The sequence below is a fragment of the Streptomyces sp. NPDC041784 genome (genome assembly GCF_055591025.1).
The window spans coordinates 250,293-273,742 of record NZ_JBVJAB010000008.1 but is presented as its reverse complement, the minus strand read 5'-3'; the positions used below and the strand labels follow the sequence as shown (position 1 = coordinate 273,742).

Here is a 23,450-nt window from a genome sequence, read left to right as displayed (position 1 = left end):
TTCGAAGTGTTGACCATTGTCCGGCATTTCGAACAGATCCCCAGAGCCGCGGAGTGTCCATGTCACGCACCACCCGCAACCGACTGAGGCTCGGCCTCGGAGCAAGCGCTTTCCTGTTAGCGGCCGGCCTCGTACCCGCCCCCGCCCAGGCCGCCGACGTCACCGACTACACCCTCACCGTCGACCCCGCCGCCAAGGGCGCGAAGATCGACGACACGATGTACGGCGTCTTCTTCGAGGACATCAACCGGGCCGCCGACGGCGGTCTGTACGCCGAGCTCGTGCAGAACCGGTCCTTCGAGTACTCCACCGCCGACAACCGGTCCTACACCCCGCTGACCTCCTGGACGGTCTCCGGCTCGGCGAACGCCGTGAACGACGACGGCCGGCTCAACGACCGCAACCGCACCTACCTCTCCCTGGACGCCGGTTCGTCCGTCACCAACGCCGGCTACAACACCGGCGTCCGGGTCGAGCAGGGCAAGAAGTACGACTTCTCGGTGTGGGCCCGCGCCGAGAGCGGCACCACCCTGACCGTGTCCCTGCAGGACGCCGACGGCACGCTCGCCACCGCCCGCCGGGTGGCCGTGCGCACCGGCGGCTGGGCGAAGTACCGGGCGGCCTTCACCGCCGGCCGCACCAGCAGCGACGGCCGGCTGACCGTCGGCTCCTCCGCCGCGGCCGCGCTCGACATGGTGTCCCTGTTCCCGCGCGACACCTACCGCGGTGAGCCCAACGGCCTGCGCAAGGACCTCGCCGAGAAGATCGCCGCCCTGCGCCCCGGGTTCGTCCGCTTCCCGGGCGGCTGCCTGGTCAACACCGGCTCCATGCAGGACTACAGCGAGGCCTCCGGCTGGCAGCGCGCCCGCTCCTACCAGTGGAAGGACACCATCGGCCCGGTCGAGGAGCGCGCGACCAACGCCAACTTCTGGGGCTACAACCAGTCGTACGGCCTCGGCTACTACGAGTACTTCCGCCTCGCCGAGGACATCGGCGCCATGCCGCTGCCCGTCGTCCCGGCCCTGGTCACCGGCTGCGGCCAGAACAAGGCCGTCGTCGACGAGGCGCTGCTCGAGCGGCACATCCAGGACACCCTCGACCTGATCGAGTTCGCCAACGGGCCCGTGACCTCGACCTGGGGCAAGAAGCGCGCCCGGATGGGCCACCCCGAGCCCTTCCACCTCACCCACATCGAGGTCGGCAACGAGGAGAACCTCCCGAACGAGTTCTTCGCCCGCTTCAAGGAGTTCCGCGCCGCGATCGAGGCGCGGTACCCCGGCATCACCGTGATCTCCAACTCCGGCCCGGACGACTCCGGTTCGACCTTCGACACGGCCTGGCAGCTCAACCGGGACGCCGGCGTCGCCATGGTCGACGAGCACTACTACAACAGCCCCCAGTGGTTCCTGCAGAACAACGACCGCTACGACTCCTACGACCGCTCCGGACCCGAGGTCTTCCTCGGCGAGTACGCCTCCTGGGGCAACGCCTTCAAGAACGGCCTCGCCGAGGCCGCCTTCATGACCGGCCTGGAGCGCAACGCGGACGTCGTGAAACTCGCCTCCTACGCACCGCTGTTCGCCAACGAGGACTACGTCCAGTGGAGCCCGGACCTGGTGTGGTTCAACAACCACGCCTCCTGGAACTCGGCCAACTACGAGGTCCAGAAGCTGTTCATGACCAACGTCGGCGACCGCGTGGTGCCCTCGACGGCCACCGGAACCCCCTCGGTGCAGGGCCCGATCAGCGGCGCCGTCGGCCTGTCCACCTGGGCGACCACGGCGGCATACGACGACGTGAAGGTCACGGACGCGGACGGCGGCACCCTGCTGAGCGACGACTTCTCGGGCGACGCCTCGCGGTGGACGCACACCGGGGGCGGCAGCTGGTCGCTCCAGGACGGCCAGTACGTGCAGTCGGACGGGGCCGCCGAGAACACCATGGTCTCGGCCGGTGACGTCGACTGGCACGACTACGACCTGCATGTGAAGGCCACCAAGAAGTCCGGCAAGGAGGGCTTCCTCGTCGCCTTCGGCGTCAAGGACACCGGCAATTACTACTGGTGGAACCTGGGCGGCTGGAACAACACCACCTCCGCCGTCGAGCAGGCCGTGGACGGCGGGAAATCGACGCTGATCTCCAAGGCAGGGAGCATCGAGACGGGCCGCGCCTACGACATCGACATCAAGGTGCGGGGCCGCCAGGTCACCCTCTACCTCGACGGCCAGGAGTGGGGTGGCTTCACCGACGACAAGCCGGCCGAGCCCTTCCGCCAGGTCGTCACCAAGGACAAGCGGACCGGTGACCTGATCGTCAAGGTCGTCAACGCCCAGTCGTCGGACGCCCGTACGTCGATCGACCTCGGCGGCGCCAGGGTCGCCCCGAAGGCCCGGGTGACCACGCTGGCCGCCGCGCCGAACGCGGTCAACTCGCAGACGCAGACCCCGGTCGCGCCGGAGACCTCCACCTTCACCGGGGTCGCCGACCGGTTCACGTACACCTTCCCGGCCCACTCGGTCACCTTCCTGCGGATCAGGCAGAGGTAGGCGGCCGGACCGAGCGGACGCCCTCGCCGGGGGCGTCCGCTCTCCCCATTCGGAAGCGCTTGCACCACTTCCCGGCGGCGCACAACCAACCCGGAACACCGCCCGTCTAAGTCGGCGACTCGACCAGGCGCGGGGGAGTGACAGGTGCTGGCGCGGCCGACAAGTGACGCACGTCCACGACCGGACAGGGACAGGGCGTGATACCCGGATCCCTGCCGGAGCGGCTCCGGTTACCCGACCCGGTCAGACCGGGACGCGCCGCGGCCCTGCTCGCGGCGTTCCTCACCGTCACGGCGCTCTGCGCCGCCGACGCCATCGCCCGCAGCTACCCCTTCGGACCGCGCACCCGCAGCGTCAACGACCTGGGCAACCAGTACGTGCCGTACCACGCGCACCTGTGGGACCTGCTCCACGGCAGGGCCGACGGGGGACTCCTCGTCAACTGGCAGTCCGGGTTCGGCGCCAGTTTCCTGCCCGACCTCGGCACGTACGTCACCAGCCCCTTCGCCCTGCTGGTGGCGCTGTTCCCGCGCGACGAGATCGATCTCGCGGTGTACACGATCACCCTGCTCAAGACGGCGTGCGCCGGCGCGGCCATGGCCTGCCTGCTGCTCGCCCTGCGTCCCGGCCGCTGGTGGGCGGCGGGCCTGCTCGGTGCCTCGTACGCCCTGTGCGGCTGGAGCGTGGCCGACGCCTCGTACAACGTCATGTGGCTCGACGGCCTCATCGCCCTGCCGCTGCTCTGCCTGGCCGGCGAATGGGTGCTCGCCGGACGCCACCGGGTCCTCGGCGTGCTGGTCGTGACGGCCGCCTGGACCGCCAACTTCTACACGGGCTACATGGCCACCCTCGGCGCCGCTCCGGTGCTGCTGCTCCGGCTGTTCCTCGCCAGGCTCCCGCGCCGGCAGGCCCTCGCGGCGGCGGCCCGGGGCGCGGTGACCGTCGTCCTCGGCGTGGGACTGGCCGCACCGCTGGTGACGGTCGTCTACTTCGGCAGCGAGCACGCATCCCCGGGCCGGTTCCAGGGGTTCGTGCCCGCGGCGACGCAGGACGTGCTGGGCCGGCTGCTGCCGACCTCGTACAGCTTCAGCACACCGGCCCTCTACGTGGGCACCACGGCTCTGCTGCTCGCCCTCGCCCTGCCGTTCCACCGGGCGGTCCCCGGGCGGGTGCGCGCGGGGTGGACGCTCCTGGTGCTCGTGGCCGTGCTGTCGATGCAGTGGGCGCCGACCCAGCTGGCCTGGCACGCCTTCACCACACCGCAGGGCAGTGGGTACCGCGAGGCCTTCGTCGTGTGCGGGCTGCTGGTGATCGCCGCCTGGCACGCGCTGTCGTACGGCCCGCCCGGCCGGCGCGCGCTCGGCGCGGCGGGCGGACTGCTCGCGCTGATCGCCGCCGACGCGAGCGGCAGCGGTGTGGTGCGCTCCTTCGCCTGGCCGGTGCTGCTGGTCGCGGTCGTGGGCGCGCTGTGCGGGCTGCTCCTGCTCGGGCGCGCGGCGGCCGGCGGGCGCCGCACCGGGCCGGCCGTGCTCGCCGTGGCGCTGCTCCTCGCCACCCAGCTCGGCGAGGCCACCGCCACCTCGGCCGTGGCCACCCGGCTGCGGTTCGGGCACATGGACGACTACGCGCCCTGGGGCACCCGACAGGAGCAGCAGGCGCGGGCGGTCGCCGACGCCGACGGCTGGCCCCGGTACCGCACCGACCCGGGCCGGGAGCAGACCGTCGGCAACGACCCGCTGCTGGTGGGCGGTCAGGGCGCCCAGTACTACAGCAGCCACACCTCCGACGTCCTCAGCTCCCTGATCACCGCCCTCGGGGGCGGCTGGACCTCGCGGGGCCGCAACCTCCAGAGCCTGGACAACGCCGTCACGGACGCCGTCTTCTCCGTCGGCGCGCGGGTGCACTCGCCGCCCGACCCGCACCAGAACTGGTTCCCGCAGGACGGCAGCGGGGTGACGGTGTCCCGTCAGGACGTGCCGCCCCTGGTGACGGTGCGGCCGGCCGGCCCGCGCACGGGCGTCTCCGCCTTCGGCCCGTCGCCGTACCGCAACCAGGAACTGCTCCTGGGCACCCGGGTCTACGCCGTGCCCCGCATCACGGTGCGCACCGCCGCCGGGACGGCCCCGCACGCCAGTGACGACAGCCGTCCGGGCCTCAGGATCGGCACCCCCGGTCCCGGCGCCGCCGGGCGGACGCCGACGATCACCGCCGCCTGCCCGGCCGGCCGCGAGGTGTACCTGTGGGCGCCGCACTTCTCGGGCACCGCGCGGCTCGCCGGGGACGCCGCCGACGGTCCGACCGGGCGGTTCCGGGCCGACTACCCCGTCCGGCGGATCGCCGCCATGCAGCGGCTCGGCACCGTCCCGGTCTCCGGCCGGCTGCGGATCGAACTGTCCCCGGACCGCACGGGCACCGTCCCGCGGGGCGCGGTCGGCTGCCTGGACACCGCGCGGCTGCGCACGGTCGTCGGACGCCTGAAGGACACCGGCGCCACCGAGGTGAGCGTCTCCGACGGCACCGTCCGGGCCGAGCTGCCCGCGGGCAGCACCGGCACCGCCGTCCTCGCGGCACCCCGTATCGCCGGCTGGCGCTGCGCCACGGGCGACGCTCCCGCCCGCCCGGCCGGCGAGTACCACGGGCTGATCGCCGTCCCGCTCGACGGCTCCTCGACGAGGGTCACCTGCACCTTCCGTCCGCCGGGCCTCAAGCTCGGCTCGGCGGTCGGGGGCGTCTCGCTCCTGGCCCTGATCCTGCTGGGGACCTTCACGGGCGTCCGCCGACGGCGTGCCGTGGGCCTTCCCGCACCACCGGTGCCCGCCCGGTCACGCGAGCACCCGGCCGCCGTGCGCTGACGCGCCCCCGGGGGACGGTCGACCGAGAGCCCCGCCCACAGCCGTTCCGGCTCGTGCGGCGGGCTCACCCGTGTGCGCCGGGTGGGGGTCGGGTGTTTGCCCGCGCGCTGGAGGTTAGGTATGACAAGGGCTGGCTGCTGCGCAGCAAGCAGGGCCGGGCCTGGGTGTACACGCCGGTCCGCAGCCGGGAGGAGTACGCGGCAGCGCTCATGGAGGAGGCCCTCGGCGCGAGTGCGGACCGTCCGGTGGCCCTCGCTCACTTCGTCCAGCAGATGGATTCCGACGAGATCGGTGCCCTGCGCAAGGCATTGCGCGCAGTGGGTCGGCAGGCCGAGTCGTGAACGCGGCGCCTGCGCTGCTCGGCTGCTCCTGGAGATGATCGCCGACGACCGGGCCCTGCGCCGCCAGTCCCGCGAGGAGCTGGCCACGGCCCTGTACGCGATGGCAGCGGCCAAAGACGCCCCAGCAGGCGCATTCGCGGTGAACGGCCCGAGCGCGGTGGCCCGCATGCGGCGGGTGCTCATCCCGCAGCGACGACCGCACGTCGCGCTCCGTGGAACGGTGGCCGCCGCAGCAGCGGTGGTACCGGTGCTTCCGCTGATGTTCGCCTGTGTGTCCCCCATCGGATAAATCCAGTCAAAAAGGCCACGGCAAGGCCGTACACGCCCTGCGCACCGGCAAGAACATCGAGATCATCAACCTCGACTCACTGCCATACTTCGCCGCCACGCGGCCCTGAACGACGCGTCGGCACCCGAGGCGCCGGGGCCGGCCGGACGAGGCCGGCCCCGGGCCGAGCACAGCGGTGACGATCTACTCGTCAGCTCTGGTACGCGACCAGCGCCATCATGCCGACCTCTCCGTGAAATGCGTTGTGGCAGTGCAGCATCCACTGACCGGGATTGTCGGCGTCGAAGATGACGGACAGCTTCTTCTTGGGCAGGACGATGGCGGTGTCCTTGCGCGGGCCGCTGTTGCCGAGCTGGTAGGTGTGCCCGTGCAGGTGCATCGGGTGCCACATCTCCGTGGTGTTGACGAAGTCCAACCGGACCCGCTGTCCATCCTCGATCGTGAGCGGATTGGCGGCCGGATCGTCCATGGCGAAGGCCTTGCCGTTGATGGCCCAGTCGTACTTGTCCATGCCGCCGGTCAGCTCGACACGGTGTACGCGGTCCACCTTCCTGGACGGCAGGCGGACATCGTCGGCCGCGCGTAGCTGGGACGCGGTCAGAATCCTGCCGTTGAGCTCCGTGGGACGGACGGTCTTCTGCGGCGCGCTGCCGGATCCCGTACGAATGAGGGCCAGGCCGGTGGCGTTCTTGCCCTCGGCCAGCGCGACGAGCGGGAAGACACCGTCGCCGAGGGTGATCAGCACGTCGTACCGCTCCCCCATGCCGATCAGCAGGGCGTCTACCTGCTCGTGCTCTACGGGGTACCCGTCGGTGTGGGTGATGGTCAGCTTGTGGCCTCCGAGCGCCAGCCGGTACGCCGTGTCGCCGCCCGCGTTGATGACGCGCAGCCGGACCCGTCGGCCGGGCTTGCCCTGGTAGACGTCTGGGTCGGCGGGGACCCGGCCGTTGACCAGGTGGTACGGATACCTCACATCGCCGGCGTCGCCGCCGAGCAGTTCGCTCTCGGCGCCCATCAGCATGAACTTCATCGACATCCCGCCGGCCGTCGGGGAGGGGGACGAGGAGCTCTCCTCCATGTCCATGCCCTCCATGCCGCCCATGCCGTGGCCCTCGTGGCCGCTGGAGCTGGAGCCAGAGCTGGAGTGATCGCCCATGTCCATGCCGCCCATGCCCTGCCGCAATTCGGCGAGGACCTCCTCGGGGGTGCCGGTGACTCCGTCGACCCAGTCGTCCAGGACGACGACCCACTCGTCGTCGTACGCCAGCGGTTCCTTCGGGTCCTCGACGACCAGTGGCGCATACAGGCCCCGGTCGAGCTGGACGCCGACGTGGGGATGGAAGAAGTACGTGCCGGGGGCGTCGGCGATGAAGCGGTAGGTGAGGTTGGCACCCGCGCGTACGGCCTGCTGGGTCACCGGCGGCACGCCGTCCATGTCGTTGCGCATGGCGATGCCGTGCCAGTGAATGGACGTCGTGGTCTTGTCCGGCAGCTGGTTGGAGAGTTCGGCGGCCAGGGTGTCGCCGACGGACAGGCGGATGCCCTTGCCCGGCGCCTGGCCGCTGAAGGCCCAGCTCTTGGCCATGAGCCCGCCGCCGAGGTCGAGCATGGCGGGCGCGGCCGTCAGGGTCACCTGTTGCGTCCTGCCGGTGCCCTTCCGCTTCTTCTCGGTCGCGGCGACCGCCGAGCCGGAGGGGTTGACCAGGGTGGGTGTTGCGTTGGAGCCGCCGCTGCAGGCGGCGAGCGCGCCCGCGCCCGCAACGCCGAGCCCGGCGAGCAGTACGGAGCGGCGGTTGGTGCTGTTCATGGGTGTCCTCGATCTCAGGATGCGCAGGGGAAGTGGACGTGCTGGGACGGCTCCTCGGCATGAGACGGCACGAGGAAGCCGCTGGGCACGGCCTAAATGCGCAGCTGGGAGAGGACAGACAGATCCGGGGGCGCTCGGTCGACGGTCCCTTCGGCCTTCGGCCCCGCGCCGACGGCCGCGGGCACGGCGAGACTCCACCGCCCCGGGGTCTGTACCGGTGGTGCGAGCTTCACCACCTCAAGACTCGCGGTCGAGCAGTGCTGCATCGCCATGCCGGAGCAGGGCGGAGAATCGGCATTGCTCATCGCCGGCCCGGCAACCTTCGTCTGTTGGGTGGCCTGGCCGGAGGTGCTGTGGTGCCCGTGCCTGGTGGCCGCCGTTGCCGGTGCGGCATCGCCGCCGTCCATCACCATGCCCGGCCTCATCACATGACCGGCGGACGAGGAGTCCGGGCTGATCGCCGTGGCGGCCGTCTCGTGGTGAATCAATACCGCGAGCGCCACGAGCAGAGCGATGACGGCGGCACGAGCCCAGCGGACGATGCCCTGTGAGGCGCAAGTCCGCGGGGCCCAGACTCCCCGTGCTGTCATCGTTTCCCTCTGAGTTCCCGGTGAGACGAGTGCCGCCACTATACCCGGAGGGGGTAAGCGCCGCCTCCGCGCGATTCCGTGACCCAGAGCAGTGGAGCCCGTGAGCGGTAGCGTCCGGGTGCGCTCACGCCTGAGAGATGGACGCAGCGCCCGACGCGCTGCGACTCTCACGCTCCGCCTGCTGCTTCCGTTGCCCGTACGGAGTGACACCTCGCGGCTTGTACACCGCAAGGATCATGGCCAGCAGCAGCACGAGCAGCGCAAGCACGGAGTGCAGCACGGGAGAGAAGTTGCGCACTGACGACAACTCGGCCCCCGGGTCGGCTGCCCTCTCCGCCATGGCCTTGAAGGTCCCCATGTAGATCGGCAACACGACGGTGGCGACCACATTGATCAGGAGCTTGAACAGGACCCAGTAGTGGCGGAAGAGGCCCCAGGACGTGCCCAGGGACTGAACGATGCCGGTGAGCAGGGCGGCGAGGGCGAAAGGAAGGAGGGTGTACCAGGCGGCTGGCTCCATCACGAGATAGACCCCACGCACCGTTTCTGGATCCCGGCTGGTCATGCCGATCACCGCCAGGGCTAGAAAGGCGACGACCGCGCCGAGCCAGCCGACCGAGGAGGTGATGTGCACGATGAGGGCCAGCTTGCGCAGACGAGGGGGCATGGTCATCCGACGCCGCCGCCTGCTGCCGGTCCGGTGCCTGCGGTCACACCGACAAGCGGAGCCTGCCCCCCGAAGTGGCGGCCCGGGCCGTGGCCACCAGGCCCATGAACCAGCAGCATCACCGCGACGAGCACCGCCAGGATCAACACGACGAGCCCGGACACCTTCACCCAGCGCGGCATCCCCGCGACTGGAGTCCGGCCGGGAACCCCGCTGGTCCTGTCGCGAGTGCCCGGCTCCTGCGGCGGATCCACCATGAGGGGTTCTCCTTGTCTCACCTACGCCTGGGCGTCATGCCCTTCGAGCGACCCCAGCTTTATCGATACACTTTGTCACTGTCAAACCATAGTGTTTCTTCATCGTCGTCACGTACGCTTTCTGCGTGCCAAAGCTGTGGAACGAGACGATCGAGGCGCACCGACGCGACGTGCGCGACGCCATCCTGGACAGCACCGCCGCCCTGGCGGCCGAGAACGGCCCGCTGTCGGTGACGATGTCTCAGATCGCCGAGAAGGTCGGCATCGGGCGGGCCACGCTCTACAAGTACTTCCGGGACGTCGAAGCGATCCTGCACGCCTGGCACGCACGCGAGATCGGCGGCCATCTCGCCCAACTGGCTGAAGTCCGGGACCGGACCGACGGGGCGCGTGCGCGCCTCGAAGCGGTGCTGGAGGCCTACGCCCTCATCACCCACGGATCCCACGGCCATCACGACACGGACCTGGGCGCCTTCCTGCACCAGGACAGCGGCGACCACCTGGCCCACGCGCACCAGCACCTTCACCACATGGTCCGGGACCTGCTGACCGAGGCAGCACAGGCGGGCGATGTCAGGGACGACATCCCGCCCGCCGAACTCACCCGCTACTGCCTCAGCGCCCTGGCGGCGGCACGAACCCTGCCGTCCGAGGCCGCTGTGCGGCGCTTGGTCATGGTCACCCTGGCCGGCGTCCGCCCTCCAAGGAACTGACGCCCTCGGGGCAAGAACCCCCTTCTGCTGAACACCTCTTGGCACCACTACGTACTAAGGACATCCGTAGATAACAGCCAGAGGACGACGGAAGTCGACGCGCCCACGGAGCGAGGAGCTGTCGACGGCAGGTCAATGCGGAGGGCAGCGATGGGAAGTCCGGCCCTGAACTGGACGCTGGCGGCGATCGCCGTGCTCGTGGCCGTCGTGAGCACGGCTCGGCTGGCTGCCGCCGACAGCAGAGAGGCCCGGTTTGCGGCCGGAGGCGACCTCCTCATGGCCGGAGGTATGGCCGCGATGTTCCTGCCCGCGACCGCGGCCAGTTTCGGGGACCACAGCCTGTGGTGGGTGGCGGCGTTCACCGTCGTCGGTCTCGGCGGTGTGGCCCTGTCCGTACGCCACGCTCGGCTGCATGGCTGGCGACACGGCCGCCGTTGGGCGCATCACATCATTGGCAGTGCCGCCATGGTGATCATGACGCTCGCCATGCCGGGCACCCACTCCGATCCGGTCCTCGCTCTTGGCGGGCACTCGATGGCCGGCATGGGTCACGGACATGGACACGGATCCGCCGGAACGACCGACATCGCGGAGACGGCGGGCATGGCCGCCGGGATGGAGGGCATGGATCACTCCTCGGGGATGTCCGCCCACGACATGACGACCGGCGCCGCCCACAGCGCCGCGTCGGGAGACTCCGCTTCTCTGTGGCGTGTCGTCCTGATCGCGCTCGCCGTGTACTTCCTGCTCTCGATCGTCGCGTCCGTGTGGGCGCGGCTCCGCGGCACCGACCGGCGAGCGGGTGCGGGCCGCAGCGCGGGCAAGGGCCGCTGGGCGCGACGGCTCCTCGCCCTGCCCGACGCAATCGTGGTGTTCGCCGCGTCCCTGGCCATCTCCGTCTGGGACAAGACCCGGCTGGGGGGCGACAGGCGCCGGGCACACGCGGCAGCGGGCAACCGGAGCCGCCGTCGCCCGCCGGGTACGTCACCGGCCGCGGCCCTGACGGCACACATCGGCATGGGCGGCACGATGTGCGCCATGCTCGTCATGATGGCCGCCTGACCGCCCGTCGCGGGTCAGTGGCCGCCACTCAACGTAACAGCCAGGCGCTTCTTGAACGTCTTGCCGCCGTCCTTCGACTCGAACACCCCGGTCTGAGTGGCGGCAAGGACATGTTCTGCGCCGACAGCCGTAAGCGCCTGCGGCCGGCCACCCGGCACGGTGGCGACCTTCTTCCACGTGGTGCCGCCATCCGTACCGCGGTTCAGGCCGCCAGAGGTGTCGATGCCGTAGAGGCCGTCCTTCGCGGTCCAGGACAGGAAGGCCATCACCGGCTCCTTCCCCCGGGCGAAGGTTTTGCCGCCGTCGCTGCTGCGGGCGACGCCCTCGGCCGTGGTGGCCAGGATGACGCCAGGGTCTGTGGGGCTGACTGCGATGTCCATGGCTTCGAGCCGCGCCCCGTCCTTCCACGAGACGCCGTCCTTGGTCGTGCGCACCAGGCCGTTGGTGGAGTCGTAGCCGTAGACGGTGCCGTGGGCGAAGTCCAGGGCGTGGAAGTCGGACTCGCCGGACAAGGACAGGGACTTCCAGGTCTTGCCCCCGTCGGTGCTCCTGATGAGCCCCTTGTTGCCGCCGAAGGTCGGGTGGCCGCTGGCGTAGAACGTCTTGTCACCGGCCACGGTGAAGCCCATGAAGTCGTCCTTGCTGTCGCCCACCAGCTCGGGCTCCCTCTTTGCGTCGGGCGTGTAGACGCCTTCGTGGGTGGCGACGTAGAGACGCTGGTCGGCCGGGTCCAGTCCGAGACCGTGGATGTGGCTCACGGTCGTCCCGGAAGCGGCGGACGAGCCGGTCGACTCTGCACTGTCTCCGCTGTCGGAGCATGCGGCCAGGGTGAGGGTGAGAGCCAGGGCAGTTGCTGCCACTACGGCGGGGCGCTTGTTCATGATTCCTCGGGGTGCGTACGGGTGCACGGGAGCGACGACCGCCGTCGCGGTCAGCCGGCACAGGGACCTGACCGCCCGGGCTCCTCGGGTGCGTGCCTCGGAGCCCTGGGCGGTCAGTGGGTGATGCGGATCAGAGCCGGTCGAGGATCTTCTCGAACTTCTCGACCTCGGCGGACTGGGTCTTCACGACATCGGTGGCGAGCTTCTTGGCCGTGGCGTTACGACCGTTCTTCTGCTCGTCCTCCGCCATGGTGATCGCGCCCTTGTGGTGCTCGATCATCATCTCCGCGAACATCCGGTCGAACTCGGTGCCCTTGGCGGCCTCAAGCTTCTGCATGTCCTCGTCGGACATCATTCCGGACATCCCAGACCCGTGGTCCATGCCGCCGGATCCGTGGTCCATGCCGGGCATGCCCTCCTCGGCGGACTCCGGCTTGCCCCAGGCCTTCAGCCAGGACTTCATGGTCTGGATCTCGGGATCCTGGGCCTTCTCGATGTCCGCGGCCAGGGTCTTGATCTCCGCGTCGGAGGCCCGGCCGTCCGCGAGCTCGGCCATCTCCAGGGCCTGCTCGTGGTGCGGGATCATCATCTGCGCGAACGTGACGTCCGCGTCGCTGAACGCGCCGGGCGCCGGGTTGTCACCCGCCGTCTGGCTGGACGTGGCGGAAGCGGAGCTGCCGCTCCCGTGGTCCATGCCCTCCATGTCGTCCCCGCCGCAGGCGGCGAGGAGCAGCCCGCCCGCCGTGATGGCGCCCACCATCGTGAGACGGCGGCGGAGGCGACGGCTCTGGGCGTGCTTGTCGGCAGTCATGTGCGAATACCTCTTGTGGTCAGTTCTGTCTGTGTGGGGGCATACGCGTCTGCGCGGGCAGCACTGAATGGGCCGCGCGACGGGTCGGCCTATATCCGCAGAACTGACAACCGAGAGAGGAGCGGTCTTGGCGGCGGAATGCTGGGGCGCGCCTGAGCCATCGATCGAGCGAGAAGGGCGGTCAACCGCTCCGGCCGAGCGGCCACCGCCGCACGCAGGAACAGCCCGAGCAGCCACACGGTGAGCACCGCTACACACACGGACATCACGTCCGTGCCGCTCGGCATCTCGTGCACCGGCAGTGTGGCTCCCGACGCCGCGGTCCCGTGCTCGGCCATCGCCTCGGTCTGGGCCAGGGCCTCAGCGGCTGCGGCCTCTCGGGCCATGCCGTCCTGGTACGCACTTGCCACAGCGGGGATGGTGCCGCTCATGCCGTGCCCGGACGACTCTTCCGGGTGGCCCATCGTGTGCATGGCGAACACGCCCAGCGAGAGCACGACGACCAGCAGCAGGTGCCCGAAGGCCCCACCTGCGCGCAGTCGCCCGCTCATACTCAGCCTGCCCTCCGTACTCGACCTTCCGCGATACTACTAAGTGACTTGGCACTGGGGTGCCGCCCCTCAGGTCTCGGGGCGAGGCCTGAGTCCCATCCGGTGCTCGTCGACGTCGAGACACGTCGTCCGGTGGATCTTCTGCCTGGCCAGCCACGACCTGGGAGTGAAAGGCTGCGGACGCACCGAAGGGCGCTGTGGCGCCGCGGGCAGCGCCGTTCCATGTGGGCGTCGGTGCCGGTGGTGCAGTCGCTGCTCCGGTTGCCGCCTCGGCTCGTGTACAGCGGTCCAGGTGTCCGGGATCAGCTCGTGCCGAGCATCTCCCGCATTTGGGTGATCTCCGCGGTCTGGGCGGTGATGATGTCGTCGGCGAGGTCCTTGGCTGGGGCGTAGGCGCCCTGCTTCTTCCCGGCGCGGCAGCCGTCGCCCGCCGACCAACCTGCCAGCGCCCCAGCCGCCCCCGCCACCAGCGAAAGCGCCGGGCTCGACACCGGCCGCCGTGCCACCTGACCTCCAGGGCTACGGGGCTGGGGCTACGGGCAACGGGGCCAAGGTCGGCCTGCCCGTCGTACCGAACGGCGCACACGAGCTCGAGGACCACCGGGAAACCGGGGAGAGGGCCCGACAGAAGTCGAGTACGGGCAAGGTGGATCTGCCGTCGGGCAAGGTCAAGGTGACCAGCGAGCAGCCGCTGGATCCCGCTGCCGTCGCCGCCGCGGTCGACGAGGCCCGCTACGAGCTCGTCGGCGGCGAGAGCCGGTGAACGGCGGGCGGAGTTGCGTCGCCGGGGCGTCGGCCCCCGTCGCCAGGCTCACGGCCGCGGCGTTCTCCAGGCCGCGGACCCGCCTCACGGAGCCCGGAGCCGCCCCGGCTCGAAAGCCCTGCGCGTGCGGCAACGCACCCACGGTTCGCTGACCTGCTCCGGTCACGTCGGTTGAAGCCGCGGTCGCGGCCGAGGCCGCTTCGCCCCTCGGTCCTGCGAAGACGGCTGGACCTGCCGGGCGCGCCCCCGGCAGGTCCAGCCGCAGTGCTGTACGCGGCGCTGAGTCCGTCAGGCAGCCGGTGCGGACAGCTCCGCGCCCCGGCCGGCCGGGGCAGTGGCCCTCGGCTCCAGGACACGCTCGGCGAGGTACCCGAAGAGCAGGCCGAAGGCCGCCCAGAGCAGGGCCTGGACGCCGACCGAGGCCATGCGGAACTCCCACAGGTCCGTGGCCGGGAAGCCGTTGGGCACGTTGTCCCCGGACGGCAGGAACACCATCGCGACCGTCACGGCCGCCACGAAGGCCAGCGCGGCGGCTACGGAGGCGTTCCAGTTGCCCCAGCCGGGGGCGAGGCGGCGGCCCAGCAGGACGGCCGCGATGCCGAGCAGGACGCTCAGCGCGATCATCAGGAAGTACAGGGCGGTCCGCTGGTCGAGGGTGTCGGGGTCGCCGACGGCGGGCGGGTTCGCCGGGTACTTCAGGGTGGGGACCAAGTAGACGGTGAGGAACGCGGCGAGCGCGGTCAGCGCGGCCGTGGCCCGGGCGCCGAACCGGCCGATCCGGCCCAGCGCGAAGCAGAACGCGAGGGCGGCGATGCCTCCGAGTGCCACACCGAAGACGAGGACGCCGGTCGCCAGCCCCGCGGTCGACTGCACCGACCGGCTGACCAGTTCCTCCCCGCCTGCAGCATGGTGGGAGCTCGACTCCTCGAAGGCGATCGCCGCGTCGACCGGCCCTTCGCCGACCAGGTACGCGAAGACGAAGGCCAGTACGCCGGCGCCGAGGCCCGCGAGCATGCCGCGCACCAACAGGGCACGCACTATTGCGGAATTCATCGGTATCCGCTCCCCGTCAGTGGCAGGGGAAGCCGAGCAGATGACGGCCGTCGTGCACCCACTCGTGGACGCCCTCGCCGGAGAAGACGGCGAAGGCACCCTGCTCGGCGCCGACGAAGTAGAGCAGGACGAGCATCACGAAGCCGAAGAACACGGCCCAGGGCAGGATGGCCCGGACGGGCAGGGGTGTTGCGGCGGGCAGGGTGGCGGGGGCAGGGGCGGCAGTGGACTGCGTCATGGCGAGACCTCCTCGGGAACACGCGTCCCGTTTCGTGTGGAGCACTTGACGACGGCATCGGGTCTGACTCGCCGCCATCCCTCCGCACCCGTTGGGAGCAGAAGCCTGCGGCACACAGTGGCGCGACCGTGCCGGGCTTGCACCGGACTTCCGAAGCGCCGTCATCCTTGTCGCCCAGATGGTAGGGGCGAGGCAGCATTCGGCCAACATGGCGTGCGCCACCTACGATGAGTCGGCTGGAGTGGATCCAGGCGAGGGGGCTCTCATGACGATCCGGCTCACGCTGTTGTGCGCCGCCGCGCCCACGGGGCGCGAGGTGCGCTTCGCCGACACCCCGCTCGACGAGCGGGCACTGCGGCAGGCACGCGCGGCCGCCGGGTCCCTGCCCGCAGCGACCGTCCAGTACGCCGCGCCCTCTCAGCGGTGCCAGCAGACCGCCGAGGCCCTCGGCTGGGACGCCATCGTCACCGAAACCTCCCTGCGGGACGTGGACATGGGCAGTTGGTACGGCCGTACACCGGAGGAACTCGCCACCGCGAACACCGCCGCGTTCACCGCCTGGCTGAGCGACCCGGAGGCCGCCCCGCACGGCGGCGACTCCGTGGCCGACGTGTGCCGCAGGGTCGCCGACTGGCTCGATGCGCTGCCAGCCGATGCCGGGCGGGTGGCGGCCGTGGTCGAGCAGGCCGTGGCGCGCGCCGCAGTGATCCGTGCGCTGGCCGCCCCTCCCACGTCGTTCTGGCGCATCGACGTACCGCCCCTGAGCGCCGTGTGGCTCACTGGGCGGGCCGGGCGGTGGAATCTGCGGATGGGAACCGCCTTCGCCGACTCGCCCGTGGGGGACGGCAAAGACGGCTGAACCGTCCTGCCGAGACCGACGTCACAGGTCAACGGCAGCCCCCCCCGCCGACGGGTGCGGCGATGAAGCACCAGCGGCAGCACAAGGCCCGGCAGCATCCCTCGCGACCACCCGAGCCGAACCGTACGTCGCGGGCCGCTCGGCACCACCCGGTCGCACACCGCTTGCCGCCCGTTCGTCGACCACCGGTACGCTGATGCACCGCGACGGTAGCGGAGAGGGCGCCATGTCGGCGCCACGGCGAGATGACGGAGCGCATGAGCAACGGAGCAAGAGCAGGGCGAGGGACGGTCGGTCGACTGCTCCTCCTGCTGCTCCTCGCTCTCGGCCTGATGCATCTCCTCGCCCACGCGGGCAGCGCCGACACACGCCCCGAACGCGGGACCGTCGCTCACGCCCACGCCGTTCATCCAGAGCGGACCGCACAGGATGAAGCGGTCCCGCCCCTCGCGATGGCGTCTGAGGAGCACGGCGATCACGGCACCTTGAACGCGGCGGAACTCGGCCTGTGCGCTGCCGTCATCGGCTGCTGCGCTCTGCTGGCGTTCGGCGGTCGGCGGCTCCATGGGCGTCGCGTCGCCTTGCTCCAGCAGCTCAGGCGGCGCATTCAGGCCGCTTGGCCCAGCCTGTGGCGATCACCACGTCCGAGGCATTGGCAAGGCGTCGATATCGCGCAGCTGACCGTCCTGCGAATCTAGGCCGCCGACACGGCGCGCAGGCCGTGGCCATTGTCGTACGACGTCGTACGACGAAACGGGGCACCGCCCGAAGACCGGCACCATCGAGGTCCGGCGAGCGAAGAACCCGGCACTCCTGCCGCTGATCCGACGCATCCCTGCCACGCACGCCCCCGGCGGGCCGGCATGCCCTGTCGCGTGCCCGGCCCACCCGCGAAAGGCCTCGATTCGTGACCCAGCCCTACCTCGTCGACCGTGCCGGCATGCCCACTCAGCCTGAGGCACGCCCCCCTCACCCGCACCCGCACCCGCAGCAGTTCCAGCAGCACCCCGCCTATCAGCCCCACCCGGCACGCCCGCAGGGACCACATGTCCATGTCCGGTCGGACCTCCAGGCCCAACCGGATGTCGAGCCCGCCCAGGCCCCGGCCAGCCCGGATTCGGAGCCCAAGCCCCGTCGGAACCAGACCTCTGAGTCCGAGACCGCGCCCCCAACCGGTGGCCGCCGGGCGCGTCGGCGTGCGAAGAAGCGGACGCCGGTGATCGGTGACTATCTGGGGTACGCCACGACGTTCGTAGGGGCGGGTCTGATCAGTGGTGCGGTGGTGCACCATCCGCTGGACCCGGACCGGTACACGCTGATCGCACTGATCGGCGCGGGTGTCTTCCTCTGCGCGACCCTGCTGAACGAGTTCGTCCTGAAGCGGCAGCGGCCCAGCGCCCCGAAGGTGGTCACGATCGTGCTGGCCTCGCTGGCGCTGTCGTTCGGCATCGGCATGCTCAGTGGCGGGATGCAGCACTTCGAGGACTTCCCCGAGCGGGCGGCGATGCTGATCCCGTTCGGGCTGGCGCTGTCCTTCGTCGCGTACGTGCTGCGCTACGACCCCGCGCGCTGGCGCAGCATCATCGGCCCGACCGGGCTGCTGGTGCTGGTCACCGCGGCGGTCGCGTTCGTCGGGCTGCGCGGTATCGCCGCCGACATGGCCGCCGAGTCCGGCGGTGGGGGTCACAGCCATGGCGAGGAGACCACCGGCGAAACGGAGACGGCGGAGACCGACGACGGTCATCGGGAAGACAGCCACACCGAGGACGCCGGAACGACGGCGCCCGAGGCTTCACCCAGCGCCGAAAGCACCGGAACCGGCGCAGGCGAGGAAGAAGCCGGTCATGCGGAGGACGGACACGCCCACTGAGTCGGGGCGCCGATGGCCGGGGGCTGGCAGCAAAGTGCAACCGCTGGGGCCCCCGGCACCGGAGGAACGGCCAAGCCTTGTGGCCGTGGGTCAGTGCACGTGCGGGCCGCCGGTCGATTGCGGTTTGCCACGCGGTACGAGACCCAAGGCGACGACGGCGCTGGCAGCGGCTGCCACGGCACACACCGTGAACGCGTCGGCGAAGCCATCCACCTCGCCTCGCTCGAAGCCGGAGGCCGCGACGGTGGAGACGACGGCGACGCCGATCGAGCCACCCACCTCATGGAAGGTGTTGACGACCCCGGAAGCAAGCCCCGCCTCCCGGTGCTCCACCATGGCCAGCGCGGTGGTCGTGGCGGTGACGAAGACCGCGCCGATGCCGAGGGAGGCGATCACGAAGCCCGGCAGGAGCCCGGTGTACACGCTGCCGGTATCCGACAGTCGGGTCAGCGGGATGCTTCCGACGGCCGCGACAACCATGCCCCCGACAGCGGTCGGGCGGCTGCCGATCCGGCCGACGAGCCGGGATGCGAGGTGGGCGCCGATGGCGGTGGCCACGGCGACGGGCAGGAACATCAGCCCGGTCCTGAGCGGGCTGAAGCCCCGGGCGTGCTGGAGGTAGACGGACCCGAGGAAGAAGAACGCGATCAGCAGGGCCGTGGCGATCAGCATCAGGAAGGCCCCGGCGAGCACCGGTCGCCGAGTGAACATCCGCAAGTCCATCAGCGGGGCCCCGCTGGCCCGTTCGACTGCCGCAAAGGCCGCGTACGCGAGCACCGCACCGGCCAGCGGCAGGAGGGTCGAGGCGTCCACCCAGCCTGTGTCCCCCGCCTTGACCAGGCCGTAGATCAGGGCGGCCGTGCCCGTGGTGACGAGCAGCGCGCCCGGGATGTCGAGTCGTGCGGGCTGTGGAGCACGGGCCGGGACGAAGGCGGGCAGGGCGATCAGCAGGATCAGCCCGACCGGTACGTTGATGTAGAACACCCACTCCCAGCCTGGGCCATCGGTCAGGGCTCCCCCGAGCAGCACGCCGGCCGCTGAGCCGGTACCGCCGATCGCCGCCCAGACGCCGAGCGCCTTGTTGCGTTCGGCGCCGTGGAAGGCCGTGGTGACGAGGGAGAGCGCGGCCGGGGACAGCAGGGCCGCGCCGAGGCCCTGGCCGATCCGGCCGCCGAGCAGCGTCGGGGCGTTCTCGGCCAGACCGGTGACCAGTGAGGCGGCGGTGAAAAGGGCAAGCCCGGCCAGCAGGGTGCGGCGGGCGCCGAGGGCGTCGGCGAGTCGGCCGCCGAGCAGCATCAGCCCGCCGAAGCAGAGGGTGTAGGCGGTGACCACCCAGGTCAGCGTCTCCCGGCCGAGGTCGAGGTCGGCCGCCATGTCGGGCAGGGCGACGTTCACGACGGTGACGTCGAGGATCAGCATGAACTGGGCGAGGCAGATCAGCGCGAGTGCCGCCCAGCGGCGCGGATCGGCGGGCGGGTGGTGGTCGTGTTCGGCCGTGTGCGGGGCACCGGCTGCGGAGTGGGTCATCATGAGTCCTTCTGGTGTGTGGTTCCGGTGGTCTCCGCGCGGCGGGAGGGCGCGAGGAGAAGGGTGAGGAGCACACCCGCCGCGGTGACACCGGCCCCCGCGAACATCGCCGGTCCCATGCCGTCGACGAAGGCGTGGCGGGCGGCTTCGGCGAAGGCGGTTCCGGCCTCGCCGGGCAGTCGCTCGGCGAGGGCGAGCGCGGTGCCCAGCGACTCCTTGGCGGACTCGAGGAGGCTCTCGGGAACGGGAGCGGGGAGGTCGTCGAGTCCGCTGCGGTAGCGGTCGGACAGCAGGCTGCCCATGACGGCGACTCCGGTCGCCGCGCCGAGTTGGATGGCGGCGCTGTTGGTGGCCGAGCCCACGCCGAGGTCCTTTTCGGGCAGCGAGCCGACGATGGCGTCGCTGGTGACGGTGATGACGAATCCGGCGCCCGCGCCGAGCAGCAGCATCGCCACAAGAGCCCGGCCGTAGCCGTCCGTTGGCCCGGTGGTGGCGAGAACTGCGGCGGACGCGGACAGCAGGGCGAGTCCGACGGCCGAAACCGTACGCATGCCGAGGCGCGGCGCGAGGATGCCTGCCAGTGGTCCGGCGACAAGCAGGGCGACTGCGGCGGGGCCGAGGCGCACCCCGGTCTGCCCGGCGCTGTACCCGAGCACGAACTGGAAGTGCTGCACAGCGACGAACAGCGTGCCGATCAGCGCGAACGCGCCCAGCAGGACCAGCAGGTCACCGGCCGCGAGCGCACGGTGACGGAAGATCCGCAGCGGCAGCATCGGGGACGCGGCCCGGCGCTGCCAGGTGACGAGGGCGGTCAGCAGGAGGGCACCCGCCACGAAGGCGGTCAGCACGGCGGGACTCGTCCAGCCGCGGTCGGGTCCTTCGATGACCGCCCACAGCACGCTTGCCACGGCGACGACGGACAGCAGTGCCCCGGCTGGGTCCAGCCGACCGCTTTCGGGGGCGCGGGAACTGGGCACGAGAAGAGCCGCGGCGACCAGGCCCGCGATGCCTATGGGGAGGTTGATCAGGAACACCGATCCCCACCAGTAGTGGCTCAGCAGCCGGCCGCCGACCATCGGCCCGATCACCGTCCCGACTCCGACGGCCGCCGACCAGATGCCGATCGCCTTCGTGCGTTCGGCACCGCGCGGGAAGACGTTCCCGATGACGGCGAGCGTGGCCGGCATGATCAACGCCTCGCCGACGCCCATGGCTCCGCGCGCAAGCACCAACGTGGTGACGGACCCGGCGTACGCGGCGACCACGGACGCCGCCGTGAACAGCGCCAGACCGGACATGAAGATCCACTTGCGGCCGAGCCGGTCCGCCAGGCTGCCGCAGAACAGCACCAGGCTGCCGGACATCAGCGCATAGCTGTCAACGATCCACTGCAACTGGCTGGTCGAAGCGCCGAGTTCGCCGACCAGCGTGGGCAGGGCGACGTTCAGCACGGTGGTGTCCAGCCCGACGACCAACAGGCTCACGCTCACGACAGCAAGAGCGAGCCATCGCCGGACCGGCGGGTCGGCCGTCTTCGGTGAGTCGGTCACCGGATGAGTCACCGAAGGCACGAGGTCCCCTTTCTCGTGCACGGTCTCGCTCGACCGCGCCCATTTGAACCGTACCGTTCAGTTCACATGAACTCAACCGTACAGTTCAGGTGAGTGCTAAAGTCGGGGCATGAGCGTGGAGAGCGTCAAACAGCCGCCGAGCGGTCCCCGCGCGGAGCAAAAGCGGCAGGCCATCGTGCGGGCCGCCCGCGAGCTGTTCCTACGGGAGGGCTTCGGCGTCGGAATGGACACCATCGCCGCCGAGGCAGGCGTGTCGAAGGTGACCGTCTACAACCACTTCGGCAGCAAGGAAGCCCTGTTCACGGCGGTCATCACGAGCGCACTCGACGAGCCGCTCGCCGGGGAGTCGTCGGCCGCGCTGGAAGGCCTGGCCGAGGCCGAGGACCTGCGGACCGCCCTCGTAGAGGCGGCCCGCACCTGGGTCCACGCCGTCCGCACCAACCACGAGGTCACCGCCCTGCGCAACCTCGTCGCCGCCGAACTGCACCGCTTCCCCGAACTGGGCGAGGCCTGGCGACACCGCGGCACCGAAAGCCACCACCCCGCGGTCGCCAGCGCCCTGCGCGCCCTCTCCAAGCAAGGCCGCCTGGAGATCCCCGACCTGCAGGTGGCGATCATCCAGTTCTACGGGCTTCTGGTCTTTCCCCACATGGTCTTCAGTTCCTACGGCACGCACATCGACGAGGAGCTGACGGATCGTCTCATCACCAGCGGCGTCGACATGTTCCTGGATCACTACGGCCCACAGGGCGGATAGCGGCCCATCCGCGTCGACGCCCGCGGAGCGGTACTACGACAGGCCCAGCACCCGCATGGCCAGACCGGCCACCGGCTTGGGACCGAACGAAGTGGACTTCCGGGGCAACAGCACTCCGGCACCGGCCAGTTCCCACACCGTGTCCTCACTGATCACGGGCAGCAGGAGCGCGCTGCCGCTGCCGGGTGCGGACACGGCCGCGATGGCCTGGCGGATGCCATGGACATACGTCACGGCACCGGGCAGGTCGGGTACGGACCAGGCGTGGCGGAGCAGCAGGTGGTCGCTCACAGCAGCGGGGAGTTGCGCCCACTGGCTGGGATGACCGGCCAGGGCTTCGCGCAGGGCCCGAGGGTCGGGGTCGGTGATGGTCCACGCCTGTCTCCCACCGGCCAGTATGAGTTCGCCGGGCTCGGGCGGACGCGGCCCTCCGGGGAGCGGCAGAACCCGGGCCACTTCGGCTGCGGCGAGTGCCGCCTTGTCCGGATCCAGCGCCGGCAGCACGCGGTGGATGGCGGAGAGCCGCAGTGGATACTTCGCGGTGTCGACCAGCAAGGCGAGGCTGCTCCCCCACGGGCCTGCCGTGTCTCCGCTCAGATGGAGGCCGGCGGCATGGCGGTGGTGGCCGTCGGCGATGAGAGCCTGCCCGACGGACAGACCACTGGTGAAGAGCGCGAGTTCCCTCGCGTCGTCGCAGGTCCACAAGCTGTGGGTGATCTCTCCGATCCGGGCGACGGTGACCGGCGTACGGCGGGTGACATGGTCCACGAGCTGCGCAGTCGTCGACTCCGTGTCTCGGTGGGCCAGCAGCAGTGGTTCCAGTTGGGCGCGCAGCCCTGACATGTGGGCGGCGCGCTGCCGGACCACGTGGGCCGAGACGTCTTCGTGGGGCAGCAACCGTCCTGCCTGGCGTGGCAGCAACAGGTCGCCGATCAGGCCGCGTTGGAGGATTCGGGCGCCACGCTGTTGCTGGTAGACGTACACGGCGGGCCGCTCGTCCCGGCGGAGGACGCCGCGCCGCAGCCAGCGCCCCAGTTCGCGGGCGGCGCCCTGCGGTGTGTCCGTGTACACCAGTCGGGCCACGTGGTGAGGGTGGCGCCGGAGCTCACGGGTCCGGGCGGGGTCAAGGTCGTCGTAGGGCGGGGCGAGGAGGTCGGACGGGTCGCCGACACGGTCCGCGTCGTAGCGCACGGCCCGGAAGGGGCGGAGCTGCAACTCGGTCGGCTTGGGGAAAGGCACGTCGCGGGCAGGCATCGAAAACTCCTGGAAGAGGGCAGCCCAGCAGGGGTGGGGGGGGGGGGGGGGGGGCCCCCCCCGGGGGGGGGGGGGGGGGGGGGGGGGGGGGGGGGGGGGGGGGTGGGGGGGGGGGGGGGGGGGGGGGGGGGGGGGGGGGGAAGGGGGGGGGGGGAGGGGGGGGGGGGGGGGGGGGGGGGAAGCCCCGCCCC

The 23,450-nt window shown here is 71.0% G+C and carries 22 protein-coding genes and 1 pseudogene; 10 read left to right on the top strand and 13 right to left on the bottom strand.

The features are described from left to right. Positions 1-59: 59 nt before the first annotated feature. The 4 genes and pseudogenes from ACZ6D7_RS19880 to ACZ6D7_RS19865 all read left to right on the top strand — a co-directional run bounded on the left by ACZ6D7_RS19880 (position 60) and on the right by ACZ6D7_RS19865 (position 6,028). Positions 60-2,546, top strand: coding sequence for an alpha-L-arabinofuranosidase C-terminal domain-containing protein (locus ACZ6D7_RS19880; protein WP_469492011.1), 2,487 nt, complete (start codon positions 60-62; stop codon positions 2,544-2,546). 200 nt (positions 2,547-2,746) lie between these two features. Continuing rightward, positions 2,747-5,398, top strand: a complete 2,652-nt coding sequence (locus tag ACZ6D7_RS19875) for a YfhO family protein (RefSeq protein ID WP_469492216.1) — start codon at positions 2,747-2,749, stop codon at positions 5,396-5,398. Positions 5,399-5,511: 113 nt separating this feature from the next. Then, positions 5,512-5,739, top strand: a pseudogene (locus ACZ6D7_RS19870) (BlaI/MecI/CopY family transcriptional regulator); the annotation flags it as partial. A gap of 34 nt (positions 5,740-5,773) precedes the next feature. Further along, a complete protein-coding gene (locus tag ACZ6D7_RS19865) occupies positions 5,774-6,028 on the top strand; it encodes a hypothetical protein (protein ID WP_469492009.1) in 255 nt (84 codons plus the stop codon). A gap of 190 nt (positions 6,029-6,218) precedes the next feature. Here the strand turns inward: ACZ6D7_RS19865 and ACZ6D7_RS19860 are convergent, their stop codons facing one another. From ACZ6D7_RS19860 to ACZ6D7_RS19845, 4 genes are all read right to left on the bottom strand, one after another. Then, complete coding sequence (locus ACZ6D7_RS19860; RefSeq protein WP_469492007.1) at positions 6,219-7,835, bottom strand: multicopper oxidase family protein; 1,617 nt, start codon at positions 7,833-7,835, stop codon at positions 6,219-6,221. Between the two features lie 92 nt (positions 7,836-7,927). Then, a complete protein-coding gene (locus tag ACZ6D7_RS19855; protein WP_469492005.1) occupies positions 7,928-8,338 on the bottom strand; it encodes a hypothetical protein in 411 nt (136 codons plus the stop codon). A 211-nt stretch (positions 8,339-8,549) separates the two neighbouring features. Then, positions 8,550-9,098: a hypothetical protein gene (locus tag ACZ6D7_RS19850; RefSeq protein ID WP_469492003.1), complete on the bottom strand. Its 549-nt coding sequence runs from the start codon at positions 9,096-9,098 to the stop codon at positions 8,550-8,552. Further along, complete coding sequence (locus tag ACZ6D7_RS19845; RefSeq protein ID WP_469492001.1) at positions 9,095-9,349, bottom strand: hypothetical protein; 255 nt, start codon at positions 9,347-9,349, stop codon at positions 9,095-9,097. The genes ACZ6D7_RS19850 and ACZ6D7_RS19845 overlap by 4 nt, the downstream gene beginning before the upstream one ends. A gap of 125 nt (positions 9,350-9,474) precedes the next feature. Between ACZ6D7_RS19845 and ACZ6D7_RS19840 the strand changes: the two genes are divergently transcribed. Together ACZ6D7_RS19840 and ACZ6D7_RS19835 are read left to right on the top strand one after the other, a co-directional pair. Beyond that, a complete protein-coding gene (locus ACZ6D7_RS19840) occupies positions 9,475-10,062 on the top strand; it encodes a TetR/AcrR family transcriptional regulator (RefSeq protein ID WP_469491999.1) in 588 nt (195 codons plus the stop codon). Between the two features lie 150 nt (positions 10,063-10,212). Beyond that, entirely contained in the window at positions 10,213-11,124 is a 912-nt protein-coding gene (locus ACZ6D7_RS19835) for a DUF5134 domain-containing protein (RefSeq protein WP_469491997.1), read from the top strand. A 14-nt stretch (positions 11,125-11,138) separates the two neighbouring features. Here ACZ6D7_RS19835 and ACZ6D7_RS19830 read toward each other — a convergent pair whose 3' ends face one another. The 4 genes from ACZ6D7_RS19830 to ACZ6D7_RS19815 form a co-directional block, all read right to left on the bottom strand. Further along, positions 11,139-12,005 carry a F510_1955 family glycosylhydrolase gene (locus ACZ6D7_RS19830; RefSeq protein WP_469491995.1) on the bottom strand — a complete coding sequence of 289 codons (867 nt, stop codon included), beginning with the start codon at positions 12,003-12,005 and terminating at the stop codon, positions 11,139-11,141. A 130-nt stretch (positions 12,006-12,135) separates the two neighbouring features. After that, positions 12,136-12,816 (bottom strand): DUF305 domain-containing protein, encoded by a 681-nt coding sequence (locus tag ACZ6D7_RS19825; RefSeq protein ID WP_469491993.1) that lies wholly within the window; start codon positions 12,814-12,816, stop codon positions 12,136-12,138. 89 nt (positions 12,817-12,905) lie between these two features. Continuing rightward, complete coding sequence (locus ACZ6D7_RS19820) at positions 12,906-13,367, bottom strand: DUF6153 family protein (RefSeq protein ID WP_469491992.1); 462 nt, start codon at positions 13,365-13,367, stop codon at positions 12,906-12,908. A 302-nt stretch (positions 13,368-13,669) separates the two neighbouring features. Continuing rightward, positions 13,670-13,834, bottom strand: coding sequence for a hypothetical protein (locus ACZ6D7_RS19815; RefSeq protein ID WP_469491990.1), 165 nt, complete (start codon positions 13,832-13,834; stop codon positions 13,670-13,672). 32 nt (positions 13,835-13,866) lie between these two features. Here ACZ6D7_RS19815 and ACZ6D7_RS19810 point away from each other — a divergent pair, with 32 nt between their 5' ends. Beyond that, positions 13,867-14,130, top strand: a complete 264-nt coding sequence (locus tag ACZ6D7_RS19810; protein ID WP_469491988.1) for a hypothetical protein — start codon at positions 13,867-13,869, stop codon at positions 14,128-14,130. Between the two features lie 288 nt (positions 14,131-14,418). Here ACZ6D7_RS19810 and ACZ6D7_RS19805 read toward each other — a convergent pair whose 3' ends face one another. Both ACZ6D7_RS19805 and ACZ6D7_RS19800 read right to left on the bottom strand, forming a co-directional pair. After that, complete coding sequence (locus ACZ6D7_RS19805) at positions 14,419-15,183, bottom strand: CbtA family protein (protein ID WP_469491986.1); 765 nt, start codon at positions 15,181-15,183, stop codon at positions 14,419-14,421. Positions 15,184-15,199: 16 nt separating this feature from the next. Continuing rightward, entirely contained in the window at positions 15,200-15,421 is a 222-nt protein-coding gene (locus ACZ6D7_RS19800; RefSeq protein WP_469491984.1) for a CbtB domain-containing protein, read from the bottom strand. Between the two features lie 265 nt (positions 15,422-15,686). On the opposite strand from ACZ6D7_RS19800, the gene ACZ6D7_RS19795 reads away from it, so the two are divergent. Both ACZ6D7_RS19795 and ACZ6D7_RS19790 read left to right on the top strand, forming a co-directional pair. After that, complete coding sequence (locus ACZ6D7_RS19795; protein ID WP_469491983.1) at positions 15,687-16,280, top strand: histidine phosphatase family protein; 594 nt, start codon at positions 15,687-15,689, stop codon at positions 16,278-16,280. Between the two features lie 1,216 nt (positions 16,281-17,496). After that, positions 17,497-18,150 (top strand): hypothetical protein, encoded by a 654-nt coding sequence (locus tag ACZ6D7_RS19790; RefSeq protein ID WP_469491981.1) that lies wholly within the window; start codon positions 17,497-17,499, stop codon positions 18,148-18,150. A 90-nt stretch (positions 18,151-18,240) separates the two neighbouring features. Here the strand turns inward: ACZ6D7_RS19790 and ACZ6D7_RS19785 are convergent, their stop codons facing one another. Next, the gene (locus ACZ6D7_RS19785) at positions 18,241-19,677 is read right to left on the bottom strand and encodes an MFS transporter (protein WP_469491979.1); all 1,437 of its coding nucleotides are present in this window, start codon (positions 19,675-19,677) and stop codon (positions 18,241-18,243) included. Beyond that, the gene (locus ACZ6D7_RS19780) at positions 19,677-21,227 is read right to left on the bottom strand and encodes a DHA2 family efflux MFS transporter permease subunit (protein ID WP_469491977.1); all 1,551 of its coding nucleotides are present in this window, start codon (positions 21,225-21,227) and stop codon (positions 19,677-19,679) included. Before ACZ6D7_RS19780 ends, ACZ6D7_RS19785 begins: the two co-directional genes overlap by 1 nt. Positions 21,228-21,357: 130 nt before the next feature. Between ACZ6D7_RS19780 and ACZ6D7_RS19775 the strand changes: the two genes are divergently transcribed. Beyond that, the gene (locus ACZ6D7_RS19775) at positions 21,358-22,005 is read left to right on the top strand and encodes a TetR/AcrR family transcriptional regulator (protein WP_469491975.1); all 648 of its coding nucleotides are present in this window, start codon (positions 21,358-21,360) and stop codon (positions 22,003-22,005) included. A gap of 33 nt (positions 22,006-22,038) precedes the next feature. Here ACZ6D7_RS19775 and ACZ6D7_RS19770 read toward each other — a convergent pair whose 3' ends face one another. Continuing rightward, a complete protein-coding gene (locus ACZ6D7_RS19770; RefSeq protein WP_469491973.1) occupies positions 22,039-23,259 on the bottom strand; it encodes a DUF1015 family protein in 1,221 nt (406 codons plus the stop codon). Between the last annotated feature and the right edge of the window lie 191 nt (positions 23,260-23,450).